Origin of the sequence: Streptomyces sp. URMC 123 (assembly GCF_051386515.1) — a bacterium.
Taxonomy (GTDB): Bacteria; Actinomycetota; Actinomycetes; order Streptomycetales; family Streptomycetaceae; genus Streptomyces.
This window is the reverse complement of the sequence record NZ_JBPQTV010000027.1, coordinates 16,808-36,294: the sequence shown is the minus strand read 5'-3', so window position 1 is coordinate 36,294 and position 19,487 is coordinate 16,808. Positions and strand designations below refer to the sequence as shown.

General features: G+C 72.4%; 14 protein-coding genes and 1 pseudogene. 9 read left to right on the top strand and 6 right to left on the bottom strand.

The genetic code is table 11. The features are described 5' to 3' along the window. Both ACSNOD_RS06350 and ACSNOD_RS06345 read left to right on the top strand, forming a co-directional pair. Nucleotides 1-1,811 (top strand): annotated as a pseudogene (locus tag ACSNOD_RS06350) (hypothetical protein); the annotation flags it as partial. Nucleotides 1,812-1,865: 54 nt separating this feature from the next. Continuing rightward, a complete protein-coding gene (locus tag ACSNOD_RS06345; protein ID WP_436765753.1) occupies nt 1,866-2,840 on the top strand; it encodes a bifunctional riboflavin kinase/FAD synthetase in 975 nt (324 codons plus the stop codon). A gap of 180 nt (nt 2,841-3,020) precedes the next feature. Here the strand turns inward: ACSNOD_RS06345 and ACSNOD_RS06340 are convergent, their stop codons facing one another. From ACSNOD_RS06340 to eccE, 3 genes are all read right to left on the bottom strand, one after another. Beyond that, entirely contained in the window at nt 3,021-6,461 is a 3,441-nt protein-coding gene (locus ACSNOD_RS06340; protein WP_436765752.1) for an SCO5717 family growth-regulating ATPase, read from the bottom strand. Nucleotides 6,462-6,928: 467 nt separating this feature from the next. Continuing rightward, the gene (locus ACSNOD_RS06335) at nt 6,929-7,726 is read right to left on the bottom strand and encodes a hypothetical protein (RefSeq protein WP_436765751.1); all 798 of its coding nucleotides are present in this window, start codon (nt 7,724-7,726) and stop codon (nt 6,929-6,931) included. Then, a complete protein-coding gene (gene eccE, locus ACSNOD_RS06330) occupies nt 7,726-8,988 on the bottom strand; it encodes a type VII secretion protein EccE (protein ID WP_436765750.1) in 1,263 nt (420 codons plus the stop codon). Before eccE ends, ACSNOD_RS06335 begins: the two co-directional genes overlap by 1 nt. A 267-nt stretch (nt 8,989-9,255) precedes the next feature. Between eccE and eccB the strand changes: the two genes are divergently transcribed. The 7 genes from eccB (at nt 9,256) to ACSNOD_RS06295 (ending at nt 16,425) form a co-directional block, all read left to right on the top strand. After that, nucleotides 9,256-10,806 carry a type VII secretion protein EccB gene (gene eccB, locus ACSNOD_RS06325; RefSeq protein WP_436765749.1) on the top strand — a complete coding sequence of 517 codons (1,551 nt, stop codon included), beginning with the start codon at nt 9,256-9,258 and terminating at the stop codon, nt 10,804-10,806. A gap of 82 nt (nt 10,807-10,888) precedes the next feature. Beyond that, nucleotides 10,889-12,169, top strand: a complete 1,281-nt coding sequence (gene mycP / locus ACSNOD_RS06320) for a type VII secretion-associated serine protease mycosin (protein ID WP_436765754.1) — start codon at nt 10,889-10,891, stop codon at nt 12,167-12,169. A gap of 190 nt (nt 12,170-12,359) precedes the next feature. Next, a complete protein-coding gene (locus tag ACSNOD_RS06315) occupies nt 12,360-12,848 on the top strand; it encodes a hypothetical protein (RefSeq protein WP_436765748.1) in 489 nt (162 codons plus the stop codon). Between the two features lie 17 nt (nt 12,849-12,865). After that, the gene (locus tag ACSNOD_RS06310) at nt 12,866-14,260 is read left to right on the top strand and encodes a hypothetical protein (protein WP_436765747.1); all 1,395 of its coding nucleotides are present in this window, start codon (nt 12,866-12,868) and stop codon (nt 14,258-14,260) included. A gap of 158 nt (nt 14,261-14,418) precedes the next feature. Beyond that, nucleotides 14,419-15,516, top strand: coding sequence for a S8 family serine peptidase (locus ACSNOD_RS06305; RefSeq protein WP_436765746.1), 1,098 nt, complete (start codon nt 14,419-14,421; stop codon nt 15,514-15,516). A 156-nt stretch (nt 15,517-15,672) separates the two neighbouring features. Continuing rightward, on the top strand, nt 15,673-16,062 hold the full coding sequence (locus tag ACSNOD_RS06300; RefSeq protein ID WP_436765745.1) for a WXG100 family type VII secretion target: 390 nt from the start codon (nt 15,673-15,675) through the stop codon (nt 16,060-16,062). Nucleotides 16,063-16,116: 54 nt separating this feature from the next. Then, nucleotides 16,117-16,425: a WXG100 family type VII secretion target gene (locus tag ACSNOD_RS06295; RefSeq protein ID WP_436765744.1), complete on the top strand. Its 309-nt coding sequence runs from the start codon at nt 16,117-16,119 to the stop codon at nt 16,423-16,425. Between the two features lie 67 nt (nt 16,426-16,492). Here the strand turns inward: ACSNOD_RS06295 and ACSNOD_RS06290 are convergent, their stop codons facing one another. The 3 genes from ACSNOD_RS06290 to ACSNOD_RS06280 form a co-directional block, all read right to left on the bottom strand. Continuing rightward, nucleotides 16,493-16,975 carry a hypothetical protein gene (locus ACSNOD_RS06290; RefSeq protein ID WP_436765743.1) on the bottom strand — a complete coding sequence of 161 codons (483 nt, stop codon included), beginning with the start codon at nt 16,973-16,975 and terminating at the stop codon, nt 16,493-16,495. Nucleotides 16,976-17,062: 87 nt separating this feature from the next. Then, entirely contained in the window at nt 17,063-18,994 is a 1,932-nt protein-coding gene (locus tag ACSNOD_RS06285; protein ID WP_436765742.1) for an alpha/beta hydrolase, read from the bottom strand. Further along, on the bottom strand, nt 18,972-19,421 hold the full coding sequence (locus ACSNOD_RS06280; RefSeq protein WP_436765741.1) for a hypothetical protein: 450 nt from the start codon (nt 19,419-19,421) through the stop codon (nt 18,972-18,974). Before ACSNOD_RS06280 ends, ACSNOD_RS06285 begins: the two co-directional genes overlap by 23 nt. Nucleotides 19,422-19,487 lie beyond the last annotated feature (66 nt).

The following is a 19,487-nucleotide window of genomic DNA, read 5'->3' as shown; positions in this document are numbered from 1 at the left end:
GGGCCAGCCGGGTCCAGAACCAGGGCCCGAAGTCGTCGAGGCCCACCCGTTCGAAGCCACCGACCGCCGCCGCGCGCCCCGGCGGCCGGCCCGGCCGGTTCATCGACACGGTCGGCCGGCTGCTCTGCGCGGACCCGCAGACCGTACAGCCGCTGCTGTGCCGCTGGTTCGACGACGACCGGCCCCTGCACGCCGCGCCCGTCCCGCTCACCGTCGCCGCCGCGGCCCAGGCGCTGCTGCACACCCACCGCCACCGCGCGGTCGACGACCTCGCCGAGGCGCTGGTGGACGCCGCCCACCCGCGCGCCGACGAACTGCTGGCCGCGCTGGCCGAGGACGAGCCCTCCGCCGTGTGCCGGGCCATAGACCGCTGGGCCCACGACGAGCGGGTCGAACGCCATGTGGCCGCCGCCGCGTACGGGCTGCTCGCCGCCCCGCACGTGCGGACGGCCGCGGACCGGGAGATCCTCCGGTACGCCGCGCTCGCCATGCTGGCCCGCCCCACCGACTGCACGCTGCACGGCGCGGCCCTCGCGCTCCTCGTGCTCGACCCGGACAGCCGCGCCCGTCATCTGCCGCAGGCGCTGGACCGGTTCGCCGCCGGCGACCCGCATCTGCCGCCCAAGGCCCTCGCGCCCGCGCTGGACAGCCACCCCGACGCGGTGCTCGCGGCCTTCCGGTCCCGTCTCGCCGAGGCGGCGGAGGGCGCCGAGGGCGGCGTCGTGGGCGAGGTGCTGGACACGCTCGCCCAGGTGCGCACCCCGGCACTGGCGCGGCGCGTCGCGACGCTGGTGCGCGAGCACGTGGCGAGCCGGCCGGCCGACGCGGTGCACGCGGCCGCCTATGTCGACCGCCGCCTGGAGCACGGGCCGGAGGCCAGGGCGGTGCTCTTCCCCCTGGTCAGTGCCCTGCTCAGGAACCATCCGCCGCAGGTGCGGTGCGCGTTCGCCCCGGTGCTCGCGGCGCCCGGCACCCGGATCTCGCGGCCCCTGCGGCAGGAGTTGCTGGAGGTGCTGCTGGAGCACGAGGAGTTCGGCCGGCAGGAGCGCGACCCCGCCGTCCTGGACGCGCTGCTCAGCGCGGTGGCCCGGGCCTCCGCCCGCCGGCCCGAGGTCCGGACGCGAGATCTGGTGCACCGCACCGGCATGCTGCTGGTCCGCACGCCCGAGGGCGCCGCCTGCTTCGACCGCCGCATCGTCGAGCTGGCCCGCGAGGTTCCCGGCTTCGCACGGCTGGTGCGGCGCTGGCTGGGCTCGGCCCCCGCGGAGTGGGCGCCGGTCGTTGGCCCCGGCGCGCGCGCCATGGTGGAGACCCTGGCCGAGGAGGGCCCCGGTCGCCCGGCCCGTCGCCCGGCGGGGGCCCCCGGCCTCGCCGGCCCCGCGCCCCGAACGCTCCCCGACGTCCGTACTGATGGCGCGTGGGGGAGCGACGCCCGTACGGACGAGGCGTGGGGGAGCGGCCTCCGTACGGACGGCGGCGGCGGGACGGACGACCGTACGGACGAGGGGCCGGGCGCCAGCGCCCGTACGAACGGCGGTCAGGAGGCCGACGCCCGTACTGCCGTCGATCCGCGCGCGGCGGTCGAGCTCAGGACTCCTGGTGCCGGCTCCGCTTCCGGCTCACGTTCCGGCGCCGCCGGCCCGCCCATCCCCGCCGCCCGCTGCGCCCCACCGGCCCGCCTCGTACCGCCACCGCCCGGCGGCACCGCCGAGTTAGCGCCCCCGACCGCCCGCGACCACGCCGCTCAACCCCTCCCACCTGCGGGGACGGATACCGATGCGGGCCGCCGCCACCCGGCATGGCAGTCTTAGACCTGCGCAATCCATAGGCATCACCTACACAGGTTCGGGCGAGGAGCGGTCACAGTGCAGCGCTGGCGTGGCTTGGAGGACATCCCCGAGGACTGGGGACGCAGCGTCGTCACCATCGGCTCCTACGACGGCGTGCACCGCGGGCACCAGCTCCTCATCGGCCGCGCGGTCGCCCGCGCCCGCGAGCTCGGCGTGCCGTCGGTCGTGGTGACCTTCGACCCGCACCCCAGCGAGGTCGTGCGCCCCGGCAGCCACCCGCCGCTGCTCGCCCCGCACCACCGGCGCGCCGAGCTCATGGCGGAGCTGGGCGTCGACGCGGTGCTGATCCTGCCGTTCACCGCGGAGTTCTCCAAGCTCTCGCCCGCCGACTTCGTCGTCAAGGTGCTGGTGGACAAGCTGCACGCCAAGGTCGTCGTCGAGGGCCCCAACTTCCGCTTCGGCCACCGGGCGGCCGGCACCGTCGCCTCCCTCGCCGAACTCGGCGAGACCTACGACTACGCCGTCGAGGTCGTCGACCTGTTCGAGCGGGGCACCGCGGGCGGCGGCGAGCCGTTCTCCTCGACCCTGATCCGGCGCCTGGTCGCCGAGGGCGACATGACCGGCGCGATGGAGATCCTCGGCCGTCCGCACCGCGTCGAGGGCGTGGTGGTGCGGGGCGCGCAGCGCGGCCGGGAGCTGGGCTATCCGACCGCCAACGTCGAGACGCTGCCGCACACCGCGATCCCGGCCGACGGCGTCTACGCCGGCTGGCTGGAGGTCGACGGGGAGTCGATGCCCGCGGCCATCTCGGTGGGCACCAACCCGCAGTTCGACGGCACCGAGCGCACGGTGGAGGCGTACGCGATCGACCGCGAGGGCCTCGACCTCTACGGGCTCCATGTCGCCGTGGACTTCCTCGCCTATCTGCGCGGCCAGAAGAAGTTCGCCACGATCGACGCGCTGCTGGAGGGCATCGCGGACGATGTGAAGCGGGCGCGGGTGCTGATCGACGCGCATGAGTCGGCCAGGGCGCGGCGCGAGGAGCGCTGACGCGCCGGATCGGCCCGTCGTACGAGGCCGGACACCTGGCGCCCGGACACCTGGCGCCCGGCAGCCGGCGTCCGGCACCGGACGGCGAACGCGCGAGAACGTGCGAAGGGGCGCCGCCCCCCGGCTCGGCCGGAGGACGGCGCCCCTTTCGCGTTCGTGTGCCTCTTCCGCAGCCTGTGACTACTGCTGGGGCGCGGCGGGCGGCGGGAACCCGTAACCGCCCGGCTGCTGCGGCTGCTGCCAGCCCTGCTGCGGGTAGCCCCCCGGCTGACCGGGCGCGGGCGCCGGCATCTGCCCGGGCGCCATGGGCGGCTGACCGTACGGCGGGTGCCCCTGCGGCTGCGGCATCTGCCCGGGGTGCCCGGGCTGGCCCGGGTGCCCCGGCTGACCCGGGTCGCCGGCGGCGCCCGGCTGCGGACCGCCGTACGGCGTGCCCGGCATCGGCTGCGGGGAGACCTGGCCCGGCATCGGCGGCGCCATGTGCGGCGGCGGGTTGCCGTCCGCGGTCCACAGCCCCTGCTCCTGCTGCGCCCGCACGAAGTCCTCGGCCACCAGCGCCGCGAGATGGAAGTACGCCTCGCGCGTCTTCGGCCGCATCATGTCGAGGTCGACCTCGGCGCCGGCCGACAGATGCTCGTCGAAGGGCACGACCACCACGCCCCGGCAGCGCGTCTCGAAGTGCGACACGATGTCCTCGACCTTGATCATCTTGCCGGTCTCCCGGACCCCGGAGATCACCGTGAGGCTGCGCTGCACCAGATCGGCGTAGCCGTGCGCCGAGAGCCAGTCGAGGGTGGTGCTGGCGCTGCTGGCGCCGTCGACCGACGGCGTCGAGATGATGATCAACTGGTCGGCGAGGTCCAGTACTCCGCGCATCGCGCTGTACAGCAGCCCGGTGCCGGAGTCGGTGAGGATGATCGGGTACTGCCGGCCGAGCACGTCGATGGCCCGGCGGTAGTCCTCGTCGTTGAAGGTCGTGGAGACCGCCGGGTCCACGTCATTGGCGATGATCTCAAGACCGGAGGGCGCCTGCGAGGTGAACCGGCGGATGTCCATGTAGCTGTTGAGGTACGGGATCGCCTGCACCAGGTCGCGGATCGTCGCGCCCGTCTCCCGGCGCACCCGGCGGCCCAGCGTGCCGGCGTCCGGGTTGGCGTCGATCGCGAGGATCTTGTCCTGGCGCTCGCTCGCGAGCGTCGAGCCCAGGGCGGTGGTGGTCGTCGTCTTGCCGACGCCGCCCTTGAGGCTGATGACCGCGATGCGGTAGCAGGACAGTACGGGCGTGCGGATCAGCTCCAGCTTGCGCTGCCGCTCGGCCTCCGCCGCCTTGCCGCCGAACTTGAACCGCGAACCCCCCGCGGGGTTCTTGCTCTTGGGCTTCTGCTTGGTGTTGCGCAGCAGCCGGTCCGACGACAGCTCCACGGCCGCGGTGTAGCCCAGCGGCGCCCCGTGCACGGAGCGCTGGCGCTGCTCGGGCGTGACGGACGGCCAGCCGCCGGTGCGCGGGTCCACGGGGCCCGCGGGGGCGGCGTCCCGCGCCTCGGGCTGCTGCGGCGGCAGCGGCTGCTGCAGGGGCGAGGGCGGTTGCTCCTGGCCTCCGGGCTGCCCCTGCCCCTCACCCTGCGGCGCCTGCGCCGGCTCGGGCTGCCCGTACTGCGGCTGCCCGGGGTGGGGCTGTCCGTACTGCGGCTGTCCCGGGTGGTTCTGTCCCTGCTGCGGGAACGGCTGCGGGGCGCCCTGCGGCGCGCCGCCCTCTCCGGCTGCCGGGCCGGGCTGCCCCGCCCCGGGACCCTGGGGCCAACCGGGCGCGCCCTGGGGGGCGTTCGGGCCGGTGGCGCCGTGCGGGGCGGGCGGGAAGCCGGGCGTGCCGGTCTGCTGGGGGTAGCCGTAGCCGGGCTGCCCGTACGGGGCGGGCGGCTGGCCGGGGGCGCCCTGCTGGGCCATGGCGGCGGGCGCGCCGGGCTGCGGCGACAGGCCGGGCTGCTGTGACTGACCGGGGTGCCCGGGAGCGCCGGGGAAGGCCGGGGCGCCGGGGGCGCCGCCGGGGTGCGGGAAGCCGTATCCGGGCGCGTGGCCGCCCTGCGGGGCGCCGGGCACCGGCGGACCGGCCTGGCCGTCGGGGCCCGGCTGCGGGGCGTGCGGCGGGAAGCCGGGCTGGGCAGCGGGGGCGCCCGGGGCCTGCTGGGGCTGCCAGGGGCCCGCGTACGGCGGCAGCGGGGCGCCCTGCGGGCCCGCGGCCGGGGCGTGCGCCGGGGGCGCGACGGGCTGCGCGGGCGGCTGCTGGCCCAGGGGGCCGTTCTCCGCCGCGGGGCCGGGGGCGCCCGGTGCGCCGGGGTGCGGGAAGCCGTAACCGCCCTGCGGCCCGGCCGGGTTCACGGCCGGGTTCCCCGCCATGGGCGCGGCGGGCGCGCCGGGGGCCTGCTGCGGGTCGGCGGCCTCGAAGGACGGCGGCAGCGGCGGCAGCGCGTTCGGGGGCGCCGGGTGGGGCGGCGGCCAGGCTCCGGCCGCCGGGGCGGCGTCCGCGGGGTGCGGTGCCGGGCCCTGCTCGGGCGGCTGCGGCGCGGCGCCGGCGGACCGTACGGATGCCGGGTCGTCCTGAGCCTGTGCGGAGGGGACGGCGTCGCGCGGTTCGCCGTCGGCCGGGGCGGACTCGACCGAGGAGCGGTCGCCCGCGCCCTCGGGGGCGGTGCCCGCGCCCGTGGTGGTGCCGGCGCCGTCCGTGCGGCCGGCGGAGCCGCCGTCGGCCTTCGCGAGGGAGGGGGCGCTGTCGGCCGGGGCGTCGCCGGGCCGGGTCTCGGCCGCGTCGTGGCCGTCCGCCGTGGCGTCGGCGCCCGGAGCGCTCTCGCCCTTGGCGGCGGCTGCCGCGGCCACCCGCTGGTCGATCTCGCGCTGCACGGCGGCCGCGGTGAAGCGCATGGTGCGCTCACTGATCAGGGCGCCGGTCGGCCCGGCCTGCGGCGCGGAGGGCTCCACGGCGGAACTGCCGTCGCCTTCAGGGGACGGGACGTCGTCACCCGTACGGATCGAGGCTGCGCCCGAGTCATCCGTACTGTCGGACGCCGCGCCGGCGTTGTCCGTACGGGTCGAGGCTGCGCCGGAGTCGTCCGTACGGGTCGAGGCCGCGCCGGAGTCAGCCGTACTGTCGGACGTGGCGCCGGAGTCATCCGTACGGGTCGAGGCCGTGCCGACACCGTCCGCACCACTCTCCCGGGAACCGTCGGCCCCGTCCGTACGGGGTGCGTCCAGGGCGGCCTCCGCCGGAGAGGAAGGGGGCGCCGAGGGCCCCACGGGCTCGGCTCCCGGGCCCGGCGTGCCGGTCACCGCGAGGGGCGCGCCGGTCGGCGCGGGAATGGGCAGCGGGTCGCCCGTGGGCGGCGGAGGGGACACGGGGGCCGGAACCGGCACCGGGACCGCGGGTCCCGCAGCCGCGTCCTCGCCGCCGCCCGCCGGGCCCCGCTCCGAGCCCGCGTCACCGGCGGCCGTACCGGGCGCGTTCTGCGTGTACCAGGCGGGCGGGGTGTAGTCGATGGTGAACTCGCCCGTGTGCTCGGGCTCCGCGTCGGACCGATCCTCGCCGGGTGTGCTTCCGCCCGCGCGGATCTCGTCCCGATCGCTGCTCACAATGCCTCCTGGTGTGGTCCTGCACCCCTGTTGTGCCGTGACTGGGCTGTCGTGCGCCGGCGACCCGGCCGTCCGTGTGACACCCCCCATGGCTGGGCCCAGCCTAATCACCCGGGGGTCCGGTGCGTCATCCCGTGCCGGGCCGGGCCGGGGCCGCCCCGCGGAGCGTCGGGCCCGGCGCTGACCCGCGGTCACACCGGAGTGCCGCACCGTGAGAACGGGCCCGGACAAGCCCGACATGACCGCCCATCACGGGTGCGGGGCGCCTCCCGGGCAGCAGTACGGCGTCACGTCCCCCGCCGCGTCGCACCGTTGCGACGCCGTGAGCCGCGCGGCCCGGCCTCCGTACGGACGGCCGCCGCCCTTGTGCCCGCCGCCGCGTCCTCCTCCGCCGCATCGCCTTCCGGCGCCTGGCCGACGGGCGCGGTCGCCGGCGCGCGGCCGGTGGCGCGCGGCCGGTGGCGCCGTCAGTCGATGCGCCGCGGCGCGCCCAGCAGCCCGGACTCCGCGTCCGTCGGCTGGGTGGCCACGAACTGCCGGTCGCGGCGCGTGCACCACAGTGTCACGCCGTCCGGCAGCGAGGACAGCCCCTCGACCTCCGCGGCCGTCAGCCCGAGGATGCGGCCGATCTGCGCGGCCTCGTCCGGCGACACCCGCTGAACGCCCACCAGATCCGCGTTCTCCAGCAGCCGCGGCGCGACCGGACTGAGATAGGGCAGCAGCGTCAGCACGGACTGCCAGGGCAGCGCCGTCACCCGGCCCCTCGGCGGCCGCATGCCGCAGTCGCGCACCACCAGAACGGGGCTGCCGACCGACGGCCCCTGCGGCGGCACCCGCCCCACGTCGTGCAGCGTCATACAGGGCTGTCCGCCGCCCGCCGCCTGCACCAGGTTCGACCAGACCTGCGGGCGGCCGCTCTCCACGGCCACCCGGGCACCGGTCGCGGCCGTACGGAGGGCCAGCACCTGCGCCGTCCACAGACCGCCCACCAGCACCACGTCGTACGGCACCGGGTGGTGGAAGCCGAGCACGGCCGGCCGGCCGCCCGCGTCCACCCCGGCCACCACCCCGTCGTCACCGACGGGCAGGGCGAGCGCGCCGAGCTGCTCCAGCGGCAGCACATGGCGCTCCCGCCGGGGCCCGAGCAGACCGAACCCGAACCGGCGGCGCCGGTCGTCGTCGGCGTCCGGCCGGGGCGCGGGCACGGCCGGCGCCGAGCCGGTCCGCGCCGAGCCGGCCTGCGGCATGCCGGTCGAAGCGGCCATCAACGAGCACCTCCCAGGGGCAGCGTGGCGAGCAGACCGGGCACCTGCTCGCGGTCCAGGCGCACCAGGCCCGCCTTCACCCCGCGCGCGGCCCGTTCCAGCTCCCGCCGGGCCGCCACGAGTTCGTCGTCGCTGCGCCCCGCGATACGGACATGACCGGTGATCGCCGGCGCCCGGCCCGCCCCCCGGCCCAGAGTGAGACTGAAGGTGCTCGCCAGCGCCGGAGTGGCGGTCAGCAGCGCCACCAGCTGGGGCAGCGCGGCACCGCCCGAGCCGAGCTGCGGCCAGCGGGCGATCCAGTACGTGGTGTGCCAGCGGTCGTCGCACCGCCAGGAGCGGGCCGATTCGACCGTACGGCGCGAGGGCTGGCCGGCCCGCGCCCACTGCGCGGTCGCGACAGGACTGGCACAGGCCGAGGTGGCCACCGCGGTCACCAGCTCGTCCTCGTCCAGTACGGAGGCCCGGAAGCCCAGCCCCGCCAGCCGGCTCGCCAACTGGTCGGCCGCGCGCACCAGACACCGCTGGGCGCCCTCGACACCCCCGCCCCGCGCCTCGACCGCCTCCCGGCACAGCTGCGGATCGAGCTTCAGCGCGACCCACGTCAGCCGCACCGCGGGCGCCCCGGACCGCTCCTGGAGCGGCGCGTAGCTGCGCGCGGCCACCGACTGGGCCGGCAGATGCGGCGCGGGCGCGGGCTGGGTGTGCTGAACGACCTGGATCGACTCCAGACGGATGCCGTCGACGTCCAGCGCCTGGTGCAACACATCGAGGGGCAGCGGGCGTTCGGTACGGGCACCGCGCAGCGCGGTGGCGGGACCCTGCACCTGGAGGACCACGGAGAGGAACGTGCCGTCCCCGATCATTCCTACGGTGCGCCGGTCGCCGGCGGTGAAGGCGAGGGTGCGCAGCGCCGGATCGCACTCGACGGCCGGGACGAGCGCCGGGTCCGTGCCGCGCGGCGCCGGCTCCGCACGGCGGTTGCGCCGCCGCAGGGCCCCTGCCGTCGCCAGCCAGTCCAGCGCCGGGCGGCCCCGCCGCCGGGCGAGCGCGAGCCCCACCACGGCCACGGAGACGGCCACCGCCGGCCACAGCAGCACCCGCTCGGCGGCGTACGCCACCAGCGGCAGCGCGGCGGCCGTTTCCAGCAGAACAAGCTGTTGCAGTCGGAAAGGACCGAAATTTCCTGGCCGGGACTGCCGACGGAGGGCGGCGGTTCCCCCGGCGGCTGCCGCGGGCCCCTGCGTGTGTGTCGCGGAACTCATCCCCCGGACGACCCCTTACGTCAAACGTTGCCCTAGAACCCGGTGCCGCTCGGTGCGATTGGCCGTGGGTCACCGTACCCGAACGTGAAGAGCGGCAGGCAAGCGCGCCCTTCGCGGCTCCGGCCGGGCCAACCGCCGCGCCGGGCGGCCGAGCGGCGCCAACCGAGCCCCGACCGGCGGGCCGCACCCGCGCACCGGCATAGTAGGGGCTCGGTCCGGCATCGACGGCCGGGGGAAGCGGCCGACCAATCGGGAGAAGAACGGCAGATGGCATCACGGCGGGACGAGCTCAACGCCTACACCTTCGCGAAGAAGCGGACCATCGCGGCATTCCTTCAGCCGTCCCCCGCGGGCACGGACGAGGGAGCCCCCAGGCCGCTGCAGGCCGTACTGCCGAGCCTGGTCGTCGGCGCGCTGATCCTGGCCGGCTTCGGGGCCTGGGGCATGTTCAAACCGAAGGCGCCCAAGGGCTGGGACACCCCCGGGGCGCACGTCATCATCGGCAGCGACTCCACGACCCGCTATGTCGTCCTCAAGACCGGCGACACGGTCCGGCTCCACCCGGTGCTCAACTTCGCCTCCGCCAAACTCCTGCTCGACCCCGACAAGTCCTCCGTCATCAAGGTGGCGGAGCGGGAGCTCGACAGCGGCAAGATCCAGCGTGGAGCCACCCTCGGCATCCCCTACGCGCCCGACCGCATGCCCAGCGGCAAGGAAGCCGGCAAGAACAAGCTCTGGGCCGCCTGCGAACAGCCCGGCGGCGACGGCAAGGCCGTCCAGAAGGCCGTCTTCCTCCTCGCCGACCGCGAGGCCAAGTTCGCCCGCGGCAAGGAGCAGCTGCGCGGCGGCGACGCCCTCTACGTGGAGGGCCCCGACGGCGCCCGCCACCTGATCACCCCCCAGGGCACCCGCCACCTCATCGGCTCCACCAAGGGCGAGAGCGTCTCGCCCGCCGACCAGGTCCTGCTGCGCTCCCTCTTCGTCGAGGGCGCCCAGCCCCAGCGCGTCACCAAGGACTGGCTCGCCACCCTCCACGAGGGCACGCCGATCACCTTCCCCAAGCTCCCGGGCCGGCTCAACGCCCCCGCCGCCGTCGCCGGCCTGGACGGCGACCTCAACCGCGTCGGCATGGTCCTGCGCGCCCAGACCGGCAACCAGATGCAGCAGTACGTCGTGCTGCCCGGCCGGGTCGCACCCGTCTCCGACCTCGTCGCCCGCCTGCTGCTCAGCAACCCCGACGCCAAGGCCCTCGGCCAGAACGGCCGCCCTAAGGACGTCGGCACACCCTCGTTCATCACCGAGAACGACCCCCAGTGGTTCGCCGCCGAGAACGGCTGGCCCACCAGCGTCCCCACGCAGGCCAACGGCACCGGCAGCGGCGCCCGCGACACCGTCTGCTCCGTGCTCAACGGCGTGGACGCCAAGGGCGCCACGCAGCTGACCACCTGGGCCGGCACCGAGTACCCCGCCAAGATCATCGACGGCGCGACCAGCGCCTACGTCACCCCCGGCACCGGGCTGCTCTACCGCCAGTTCCAGGGCTCCCAGACCGAGTCCGGCTCCATCTTCCTGGTGACCGACACCGGCCTGCGCTACGCCGTACAGGCCAACAACGACAGCAGTACGGACACCTCGAAGATCGGCTCCGACGGCAAGCCGCTGTCCGCCGAGGAGAAGGCCAGAAACGTCAACCAGGCCCAGACCCGGCTCGGCTACAAGGACGTCAAGCCGGTGCCCGTCCCCGAGAACTGGTCCGAGTTCCTGCCCAAGGGGCCCCGGCTCGACACCAACAGCGCCAAGCAGCCGCAGAGTTCCTGACGGACTCGCGGTCGATGAGCGGCAGCGGTAGAGCGGTGGATCGGTAGTGGCAGTCGGGGGAGGAACAGAACGGATGACGAGCATGCGTGGGACGGCCGGGGCGCGAGCCATGACGGTGACCCTGGCCGCCGTACTGCTGACAGGCGCATCGGCGGCGAGCGGTACGGGTGCGATGGCGGCCGACCGTACGGGTGGGCCGCGAGCCGCGAACAGTACGGGCATGTGGACGCTGGACGGCAGCGGCGAGTGCACGTACCCCATGAAGGAACAGATCAAGGCCGTCCCCTGGGCCCTGCAAAGGGTCGTCTTCGACGAACTCTGGCAGGACACCAAGGGCAAGGGGGTCCGCGTCGCCGTCATCGACACCGGCGTCGACGAGACCAACCCCCAGCTCACCGAGGCCGTCGACACCGGCAGCGGCGCCGACCTGATCGAAAAGGGCAAGGACGGCACGGACGACGCCGTCGGCCACGGCACCAAGGTGGCCGGCATCATCGCCGCCCGCCCCCGCGCCGGCACCGGATTCGTCGGCCTCGCCCCCGAGTCCACCATCATCCCCATCCGCCAGAACGACGAGAAGGGCACCGGCACCGCGGCGACCCTCGCCCAGGCCATCCGGCACGCCATCGACAAGAAGGCGCGGGTCATCAACATCTCCCAGGACACCGCGAAGCCGCTGCGCCCGGACTCCGACCTCGCGCTCGCCGTGCGACAGGCCCAGGCGGCCGACATCGTCGTCGTCGCCTCCGCCGGCAACGACGGCCTCGACGGCAACATCAAGGAGACCTACCCCGCCGCCTACGCTGGCGTCCTCGCCGTCGCCGCCTCCGACCGCAACAACGAGCGCGCGCCGTTCTCCCAGTCCGGCGACTTCGTCGGCATCGCCGCGCCCGGTGTGGACATGGTCTCGACGGTGCCCAAGGGCGGCCAGTGCGTCGACAACGGCACCAGCTTCTCCGCCCCGTACGTGGCCGGGGTCGCCGCGCTGATCCGCGCCAAGCACCCGGACTGGAAGCAGCACCAGGTGATCGCCCAGATCCAGCAGACCGCCGAGCGCTCGGTCAAGGGCCACGACCGCTTCGTGGGCTGGGGCGTCGTCGACCCCGTCCGCGCCCTCACCGAGGACGAGAAGCCCCTGGAGCGGCCCACCGCCGACACGGCCGTGTCCGACGGCCCGGCCGACCCCGAACCGGCGGCGCTCACGCTGGGGGAGACGCCGGCGGAGCGCAGGGAGCGGCTGGCCACGTATGTGCTGGGTGGTGCGGCGGTCCTCATCACGGTCATCGCGGGCACCGCGGTCGTGCTGCGGGACTGGCGCCGGCGCCGGGCACGGGCGGCCGCGGCACGGGAAGTCCGGATCTAGGTACCCGTACTCATGTGCGTGTCAGAGGCTCCCTCTAGGGTGTCTGCTGGGGGTGGGGAGCTGCCCGTTGCGAGACCGCTCATGAGCGGCTGTGCAGTGCAATTGAGACTATTGTTGACTGTGTTTGAGACGATCGAGGCGACGGGGCGGATGAACGCGGTGACCGGCGCGGTGCGGCGAGGGGGTTCGCATGGGGGGACGTAATTTCGGCGATGTCGGCGGGGAGGACCTCTCCCTCAAGGCCGAGACGCTGTCCGCGTTCAAGGGCCGCATCGACAAGATCATCGCCGATCTGGAGAAGTCGCCGGCGGCCAAGAGCAAGATCGACGGCCAGAAGGTCTCCCGGCACTCCTACGGCAAGGGATTCAGCGCGGCGGAGGACCTCGGCGGCCTCTACGACAAGGTGCACGCCGAACTCCAGACGCTCTCCCAGACGTTCGGGGAGCAGCTGGAGGCCCTCGGTATCGCGGTGCAGATATCCGACCGCGGTTACGGCAACATCGACGCCGACCAGGAGGCACGCTTCCGGGCCATCCAGAAGCGCGCGGCCGAGGTGTACGAGCGGCAGAGGACCGGTGGCAAGGCCGACACCGGCGGCACCGGTGGCACGGACACGGCGGACGCGAACACCGGCAAGGGCGACACCGGCGGCGCGGGCACCGGCAACGCGTACAGCTGAGGGGAGGGAACGGGAACATGGGTTACGGAGAGTTCGAGGGCAAGAAACTCGAAGAGCTCTATGCGATGGTGTCCGACGCGAAGCCGGACGACCTCGCGAACGCGGGCAAGGCGCTCAGCGACGCGGGCCTGGCCATCACCGGCATCGGCGACGACCTGCGGCGCTATGTCGACCGCGTCGAGTGGCGCGGTGAAGCGGCGTCGTCCTTCCGCAAGTGGGGCCACGACATGGCCCTGGAGACGCTCCGCATGGGCGTCTACACGACCAAGGTCGGCAGCGAGATGGCCACCGCGGCCACGGCACTGGCCTCGGCGAAGGCGGCGGTCCCCAAGCCGGACGGGATGTGCTACGCCGACGCGGAGAAGGAGAAGAAGCGGATCGAGGAGGCGGAGCCGAAGCGGCAGGAGGCGGTGATGCAGCTGGTTCGCCTCTCGTCGTTCTACGAGGCGTCGCGGCTGAACATCATGTCTCAGCAGCCGCCGATGTTTCCTCCTCCGCCCGAGAGTGGCCCTGGGTTCGGTAACGCCGGCTCTCAGACGTCCATTGGAGGGGGCGCAGGTGTAGGTGCGGCCGCTGTGACGAACCGCACCGCACCAGGGGTTGGCGCTGCGCGGATCGATGGTGTTGCTGGAGCGTCGGAGCGTCGACTGCCGGACACTGTTGCTGCTGACCGTTCCACAGGCACTTCTATCGACTCAACAACCGTGGCGCCTGCCCCACTCCCGGACACATCGCTTCGTCCGGCGAGCACGGCGCCGATTCATGTGTCGCCTGCGCCTCCGGCGCAAATGGTCGTTCCGCCGCCCTCTGTGCCGGTGACCCCCATAACGGGGCCCGTGGCCAACGGAGGTGGAGGCGCTAAGTCTCTACGTGGCGTTGGTGGTGACTCCAAGGGAGGAAGGTCTGGCGGAGGCCGAGCGAGCCGTGTCGCCTTTCCCGCCGGTGCAGATGTCCCCCGAATGGGTGGAGGAGAAGGCATCGTCGGCGGAAAGCCGGCTCCCGTCAGCGGCTCCTCCAAGGCTCCGCGCCTGCCGCAGGGCATGGTGATCGGCGAAGAGCGCGCCGGCATGACGCGTGGGCCCATGGGCGCGGGCGGCTACCCCGGCGGAGCCGTCGGCGGTGGCATGCCCGGCCAGGGCGCCGCTGGTGCCGGCCGTCGACTGACCACGCAGCCCGGTGGTGCGGTGGGCGGTGCTCGATCCTCGATGCAGAGCCGTTCCGAGTTCACCCCGGGCGGTTCCGGGCTCGTCCGTGGCCAGGCGGGTGCGATGGGCCCTGTCGGCGCGGCCGGCTCGGCTCAGCAGAAGCGCCGAGGGGACGGCCGTACGCAGGAGCGGCCCGACTACCTGGTCGAGGACGAAGAGACCTGGACCGCGGGGCGCCGAAACGTGGTTCCGCCGGTTGTGGATTAGAACGAGGAGCCGCTGAGATGCACGTCCGTCCCCTTGGCCTGTGGCGGCGCATGCAGTTGTGTGCCCCCTTGTCCGTCCTTGTGTGTATGGCCCTGGCTTACGCGGCGCCGCAGGCTGTGGCTCAGGACGTGCGGTCACTTCAGTGGTACTTCGGGGCCATGCAGATCGAGAAGGCCTGGAAGGTCAGCAAGGGAGACGGTGTAACGGTCGCGGTGATCGACTCGGGTGTTGACGCTTCCAAGCCGGAACTTCGAGGGCAGGTTTTGCCAGGTGTCGACGTGACCGAGGCTCCAACGGGCGCTCATGTCGACACCGATGGTCATGGGACGCAGATGGCCGCGCTTATTGCGGGCACCGGCGCGGAGGGTGGCGTCCAAGGGGTGGCGCCGGGAGCGAAGATTCTCCCGATCAAGGACCTGAAGGGTAATCGCGACATCGGGTTCGAGTTGGCGCTGCATAAGGCACTCAAAGCCGCCGTCGCCAGCGATGCCAAGATCATCAGCATTTCTCAGGGCGCCACGCATCTGGGGCTTGAGGAAGATGGTGTGCAAAAGCTGGTCGACGAGGCGAACAAAAAGGGCAAGCTGGTCTTTGCGTCCTCGGGCAACGATCGCGAGGAGGGCAACGAGGGTAAATACCCTGCGAAGCTTCCGGGCGTTGTTGCCGTGGGGGCAGCAAACAAGACCGGCACGACGAGCAAGTTTTCCGCGTATGGACCACACGTGGCTCTGGCTGCACCGGGAGAGGCGATCCCAGGGCGGTGCATCGGTGCAAGCGGCTGGTGCCAAGGAAACGGCACTAGCCAGGCAACCGCCATCACCTCCGCCTCCGCCGCGTTGATCTGGGCCGCGCATCCGGACTGGACCAACAACCAGGTGTTGCGGGTCATGATGGAGACCGCCGGCAAGCCGGAGGGCAAGGTGCCCAGCCGTTACATCGGCTACGGCACCATCCGCCCCGCGAGGGTCCTCCTCCAGGGCGAGGGCAACCCGGGCCCGGCGGACGTCAACCCGCTGCCCGCCGCGCAGGAACGGCTGGCGTCGAAGCCGTCGACGCCCCCCGCCGCCTCCGCGTCCACACCCGCGGACGACAAGCCCGCCGCGGCCGCGGGAGAGCAGTCGAGAGACCGCAAGGGCTCTCGCGACACAGAAAATTCGGGCGGTGTCGCAAAAATCGCCTGGATCGGCGCAGGGATCGGTGCCGCAGCCGCACTCGCTCTCGCCGTATACGCCCTATTCCGTCGAAAGCGAGCATAAGTTCCTTTGCTCCCCGAGCAATTGGGGACAACGGCCCGTGCGGGATAGATTCGACGCGACAGGGAACTGGGCATCCTCGCGATGCCGTCCCAAGGAGGACAGGGCGGCGCCAAGGCCGCTCCGTCCGACAACTCACTCAACGGGGAAGGTGGAACCATGAGCAGTCAGTCAATTAGCTACGAGGCGTTCCAGAAGTTCGAGAACGCCATCAGCACCACGAGCACGCACTTCTCGACGAACCTGAAGAACCTGGCGAACACCATCGCCACCGTTCAGGCCGGCTGGAAGGGTGACGGTGCCGCGGCCTTCACGACCGCGCAGCGGTCGCTCAACGAGGACCACGACGCGCTGCGTCGTCTGATCGACGGTATCCACGACGCGGTCATCACGACCCGCCGCATGGGCTCGAACAACGACGCCGAGGTGCTCGCGAGCTTCAAGTCGATCGACGTCAACGGCGCCGCCGCCGGCGGTCACCTCGCCGTGGGCCAGAACAACCTCGGCGGCGTCAGCGACGGCCTGTCGAGCAAGATCAGCAGCTACTGACGGGCGCTCGCGCTCACGCCGGATATCCGTACATCACCATTGAGTGGGGGACACATGTCCAACGATCTCGTCGACCTCAAGGTCACATACGCTTCCCTCGACCAGGCCGCGAACGACATCCAGGCCGCCGCCAAGGTCGTGGCCCAGAACCTCTCCGACATGTGGAAGGCCGTCGAGGCCGTTTCGCACACCTGGGAAGGTGAGGCGAAGCTGATGTTCAACGCCGCGGACCAGCAGTTTCACGCGCGTGGCAAGCACATCCAGGAGACCCTGGACAAGATCGCCTCGACGATCCGCGCGGGTGGCGCGGACTACCAGGCGACCGACAAGAAGGCGTCGCAGCTCTTCGACATCAGCTACTGAGTCGAGGGTCGACCCCGCGCCACCCCCTTTCTCCTGCCCATCCGCAGGGACTGGGCGGTGACGGACGTCAGGAGGACGCGGGAGGCGTGCTGCCGGCCCTCTTGGGGTCGAGGAAGCACCGGGAGTACAGGTTGAAGGCGATCATCGCCTCGTGGCCGTCGAGCCCCTTCATCCAGACCGCCTCCATCAGGGTGTACGTCTGCCCGTGGACGGCCTTGATCTCCAGGTTCCGGTTCTTGCTGCTGTCCGGCCCCTTCTTGGTGATCTCCCATCCCCGCTTGGGCAGCTCGGTGGCGAGGTTGTCCATCCCCTTCTCGAGGACGGTGTTGTCCACCCCGTACAGCGACCACGGGTGGGTCACCATGCGGTACTTCTTCTTGTCGGCTCCGCCCGACTCGCACGAGCCGGCGAGCGGTCCGGTGTCCGTCACCTTGCCCTTGATCCCGGTCATCTCCAGCACCCTGCTGGACAGGGCGCCGATCTCCTCCTGGACCTCACCGCTCTCACGCGGCTTCGGGTCGTAGGTGCGTGGGTCGAGCTTCTCGTCCATGGCAGAGCATCCCGCGGTCATGATCAGGGCGCTCGCGGCGAGGAGCGCCAGGCTTGTACGGACACGTGTGCCGGGCACCGGCGTCATTTACGGGGCTTCCCTCTTCAGCGTGACATCGTCGTACCTGCCGGCGATGACCCTCGCCTGGTTCTTGAGGCTGACGGCTTCGCCCGTCCTCTCCCAGAAGCCGCCGTGGCTGGCCGCATCGCTCTCCATGATGTTCGCACCGAATTCGGGGTCCGTGGGGATGACCCTGTTGCCGCCCAGTCCCACGTTCCGTCCTCCTTCCCGCACGAAGGTGTCGTCACCGCCTCCGCCCATCGCCCAGGTGTGCTTGCCGTCGAAACCGAGGTCCGCGGCGCGCTGCGCCTGCATGCCGGGGCTGCCCACGGCTACCACGTCGTCCACGGGCAGGGGGTTGCTGTACCAGACGTCCGCGTACGGACTCCGGTACTTGGCCGTGTCGCCGATGAGCGTGCTGCCATAGCTGTGACCGATGAGGGTGGTGTGCGAGCTGTTCCCCGAGGCGGTCTGATGGGCCGCCTCGGAGCCGTCGAGGAACCGCCGGAGGGCGGGCGCGCCCTTTGCCGCGTAGTCGTCGAGTCGCGCCTCGGGAAAAATGTCCCCGCTGTCGCCGGGAGCCGCCGAGCGCGGAGCGTCGTAGTCGAACCACATGATGGTCGAGACCGATTTGCCGGGAGTGAGCCTGGAGCTCTCCGCCCACAGCTTGTCCGACTTATCCATCTCGTCCTCGATATTCCCGAGAACGGTCTTGGTGCCCGGTACGAATATCCCGGTGTGGTCCGCGGTGTCCGGGTTCCCATTGGCGATAATGACCCGGCCGTCCTTATTGTTCGCCGACGGGTCGAATCCGAGCAAGTACGCTTCGGGAAGGGAGTCCTTTCCGCCGGTGCTGTCGAAGCGATTCTGGATCGTTGCCATACCGGCCAGCGCGGACTCCAGCGCTTCCTTCTTGGGCTTCTGCTCGTTCTTCCACTTGAGCCACTCGTCGGTGTACACGTAGGTGTCGGGGCCGAGACGCTTGAGTTTGTTCTTCGGCTCCGGCGGAATCGCCGCCAACTGCGCCTGGTACTCCGCCCGCTTCTCCGCGAACACCACCCGGTTCGCCTCGTCGCGGACATCCGCCGGCAGGCCGTTCAGCGCCCCGATGCTCGCCGGGTGGAGCGAGACGTACGCGTCCTTCTGGTCCTGGGACAGCTCCTTCCACCACTCGGCGGCGACGCGCGGGTCGCCGTCCGCCGCCGGCGGAGCCTTGATCGCCCCCAGGTAGTCCTTCGCCGCCTCCCGCGCCCCCGCCGTGTCCTTCTGGACGTCGACCCAGTCCCCGGCCGACACCGTCAGGTCGTCGTCCGCCTTGAGCGCCCGCAGCTTCGGCGCCCACAGCTCGTCCGCCTCCGTCGCGTCCGCGACGGCCTGGGCTATGCGGTCGGCTATCTCCAGCGCCTTGCCGTGGTGCGGGTTCGGGTCCTGGGCCGCGGACTGTCGCCGGAGGGCCGCGGCCAGGTCGCCGGCGTCGGCAGCCGGGTTGATTGGCGCGGGCGTGTCCCGCTTGACCTTGGCGCCACCCGTGACCGATCCCCCGGGCGGAATCTTGCCGTCGACCTCCTTGTCACCCGGCGGGTAGTGCACCGATCCGTCCGCCGCCACCGTGAACTTCTCGTTCGCCGCGTCCTGGAGCGCCGCGTCCAGCTTCTTCTTCGCGGCCTCCAGCGAGCTCGCCAGCGCCTTGAGCGACGTGCAGATCACACCGCACTCGACCTGCGTGTAGTGGAAGTTCTGGCCGAGCATGCGGAGCTGGGTGAACGCCGCCTCCGCGGCATCGCCCTCCAGCGACTTCCGCATCGTCGCCACGATCTGCTGCTCGATGTTGTCCTTCGCCGTGCCGGCCATGCCGCTGAGCGTGCGGTACTCGTTCGCCGCGGTCTCGAACTCGGCGGGCTTGAGCGCCTTCAGCGCCGCGAAATCCACGGTCGGTTCACCGGCCCTTGTCCTGGCCACCCACGTCGGGGGTGTCCTTGTACGTGTTCTTCAGGGCGTCGAAGTCCGCCTTGATCGCCTCGTCGTTCTTGTACTGGGCGTTGCCGGCCTTCTCCAGCCGCTCCTTGATGGCGTCGCACTTGCCCGTGACGCCCTCCAGATACCGCTTCCACGACGCGTACAGCTCCCGCTGCGCCGCGGCGCTCTGCACGCCCGACGCCGCGCCCAGGCCCTGCTGCTTGCCGTCCACGCCCGTCAGGGACTTCTTCACGGTCCCGGCCAGCAGCCCGACATCGCTGCCCGCCTTCGTCCAGGCGGCCTTGGAGGATTTCACCCCGCCCGCGCCGCCGCCTCCACCGCCGCTTCCCGGCGCACCCGCCAGTTTCATGGAGGAATCCGCGCCCGCGTCGTGCTTGAGGCGATTCCACTCCGTTTCGAAGGACGTCACGCTCCCTCGACCCCCGTTTTCTCGAACCATGGAACAACAGAACAGACAACAATCGCGCAGTTTAGC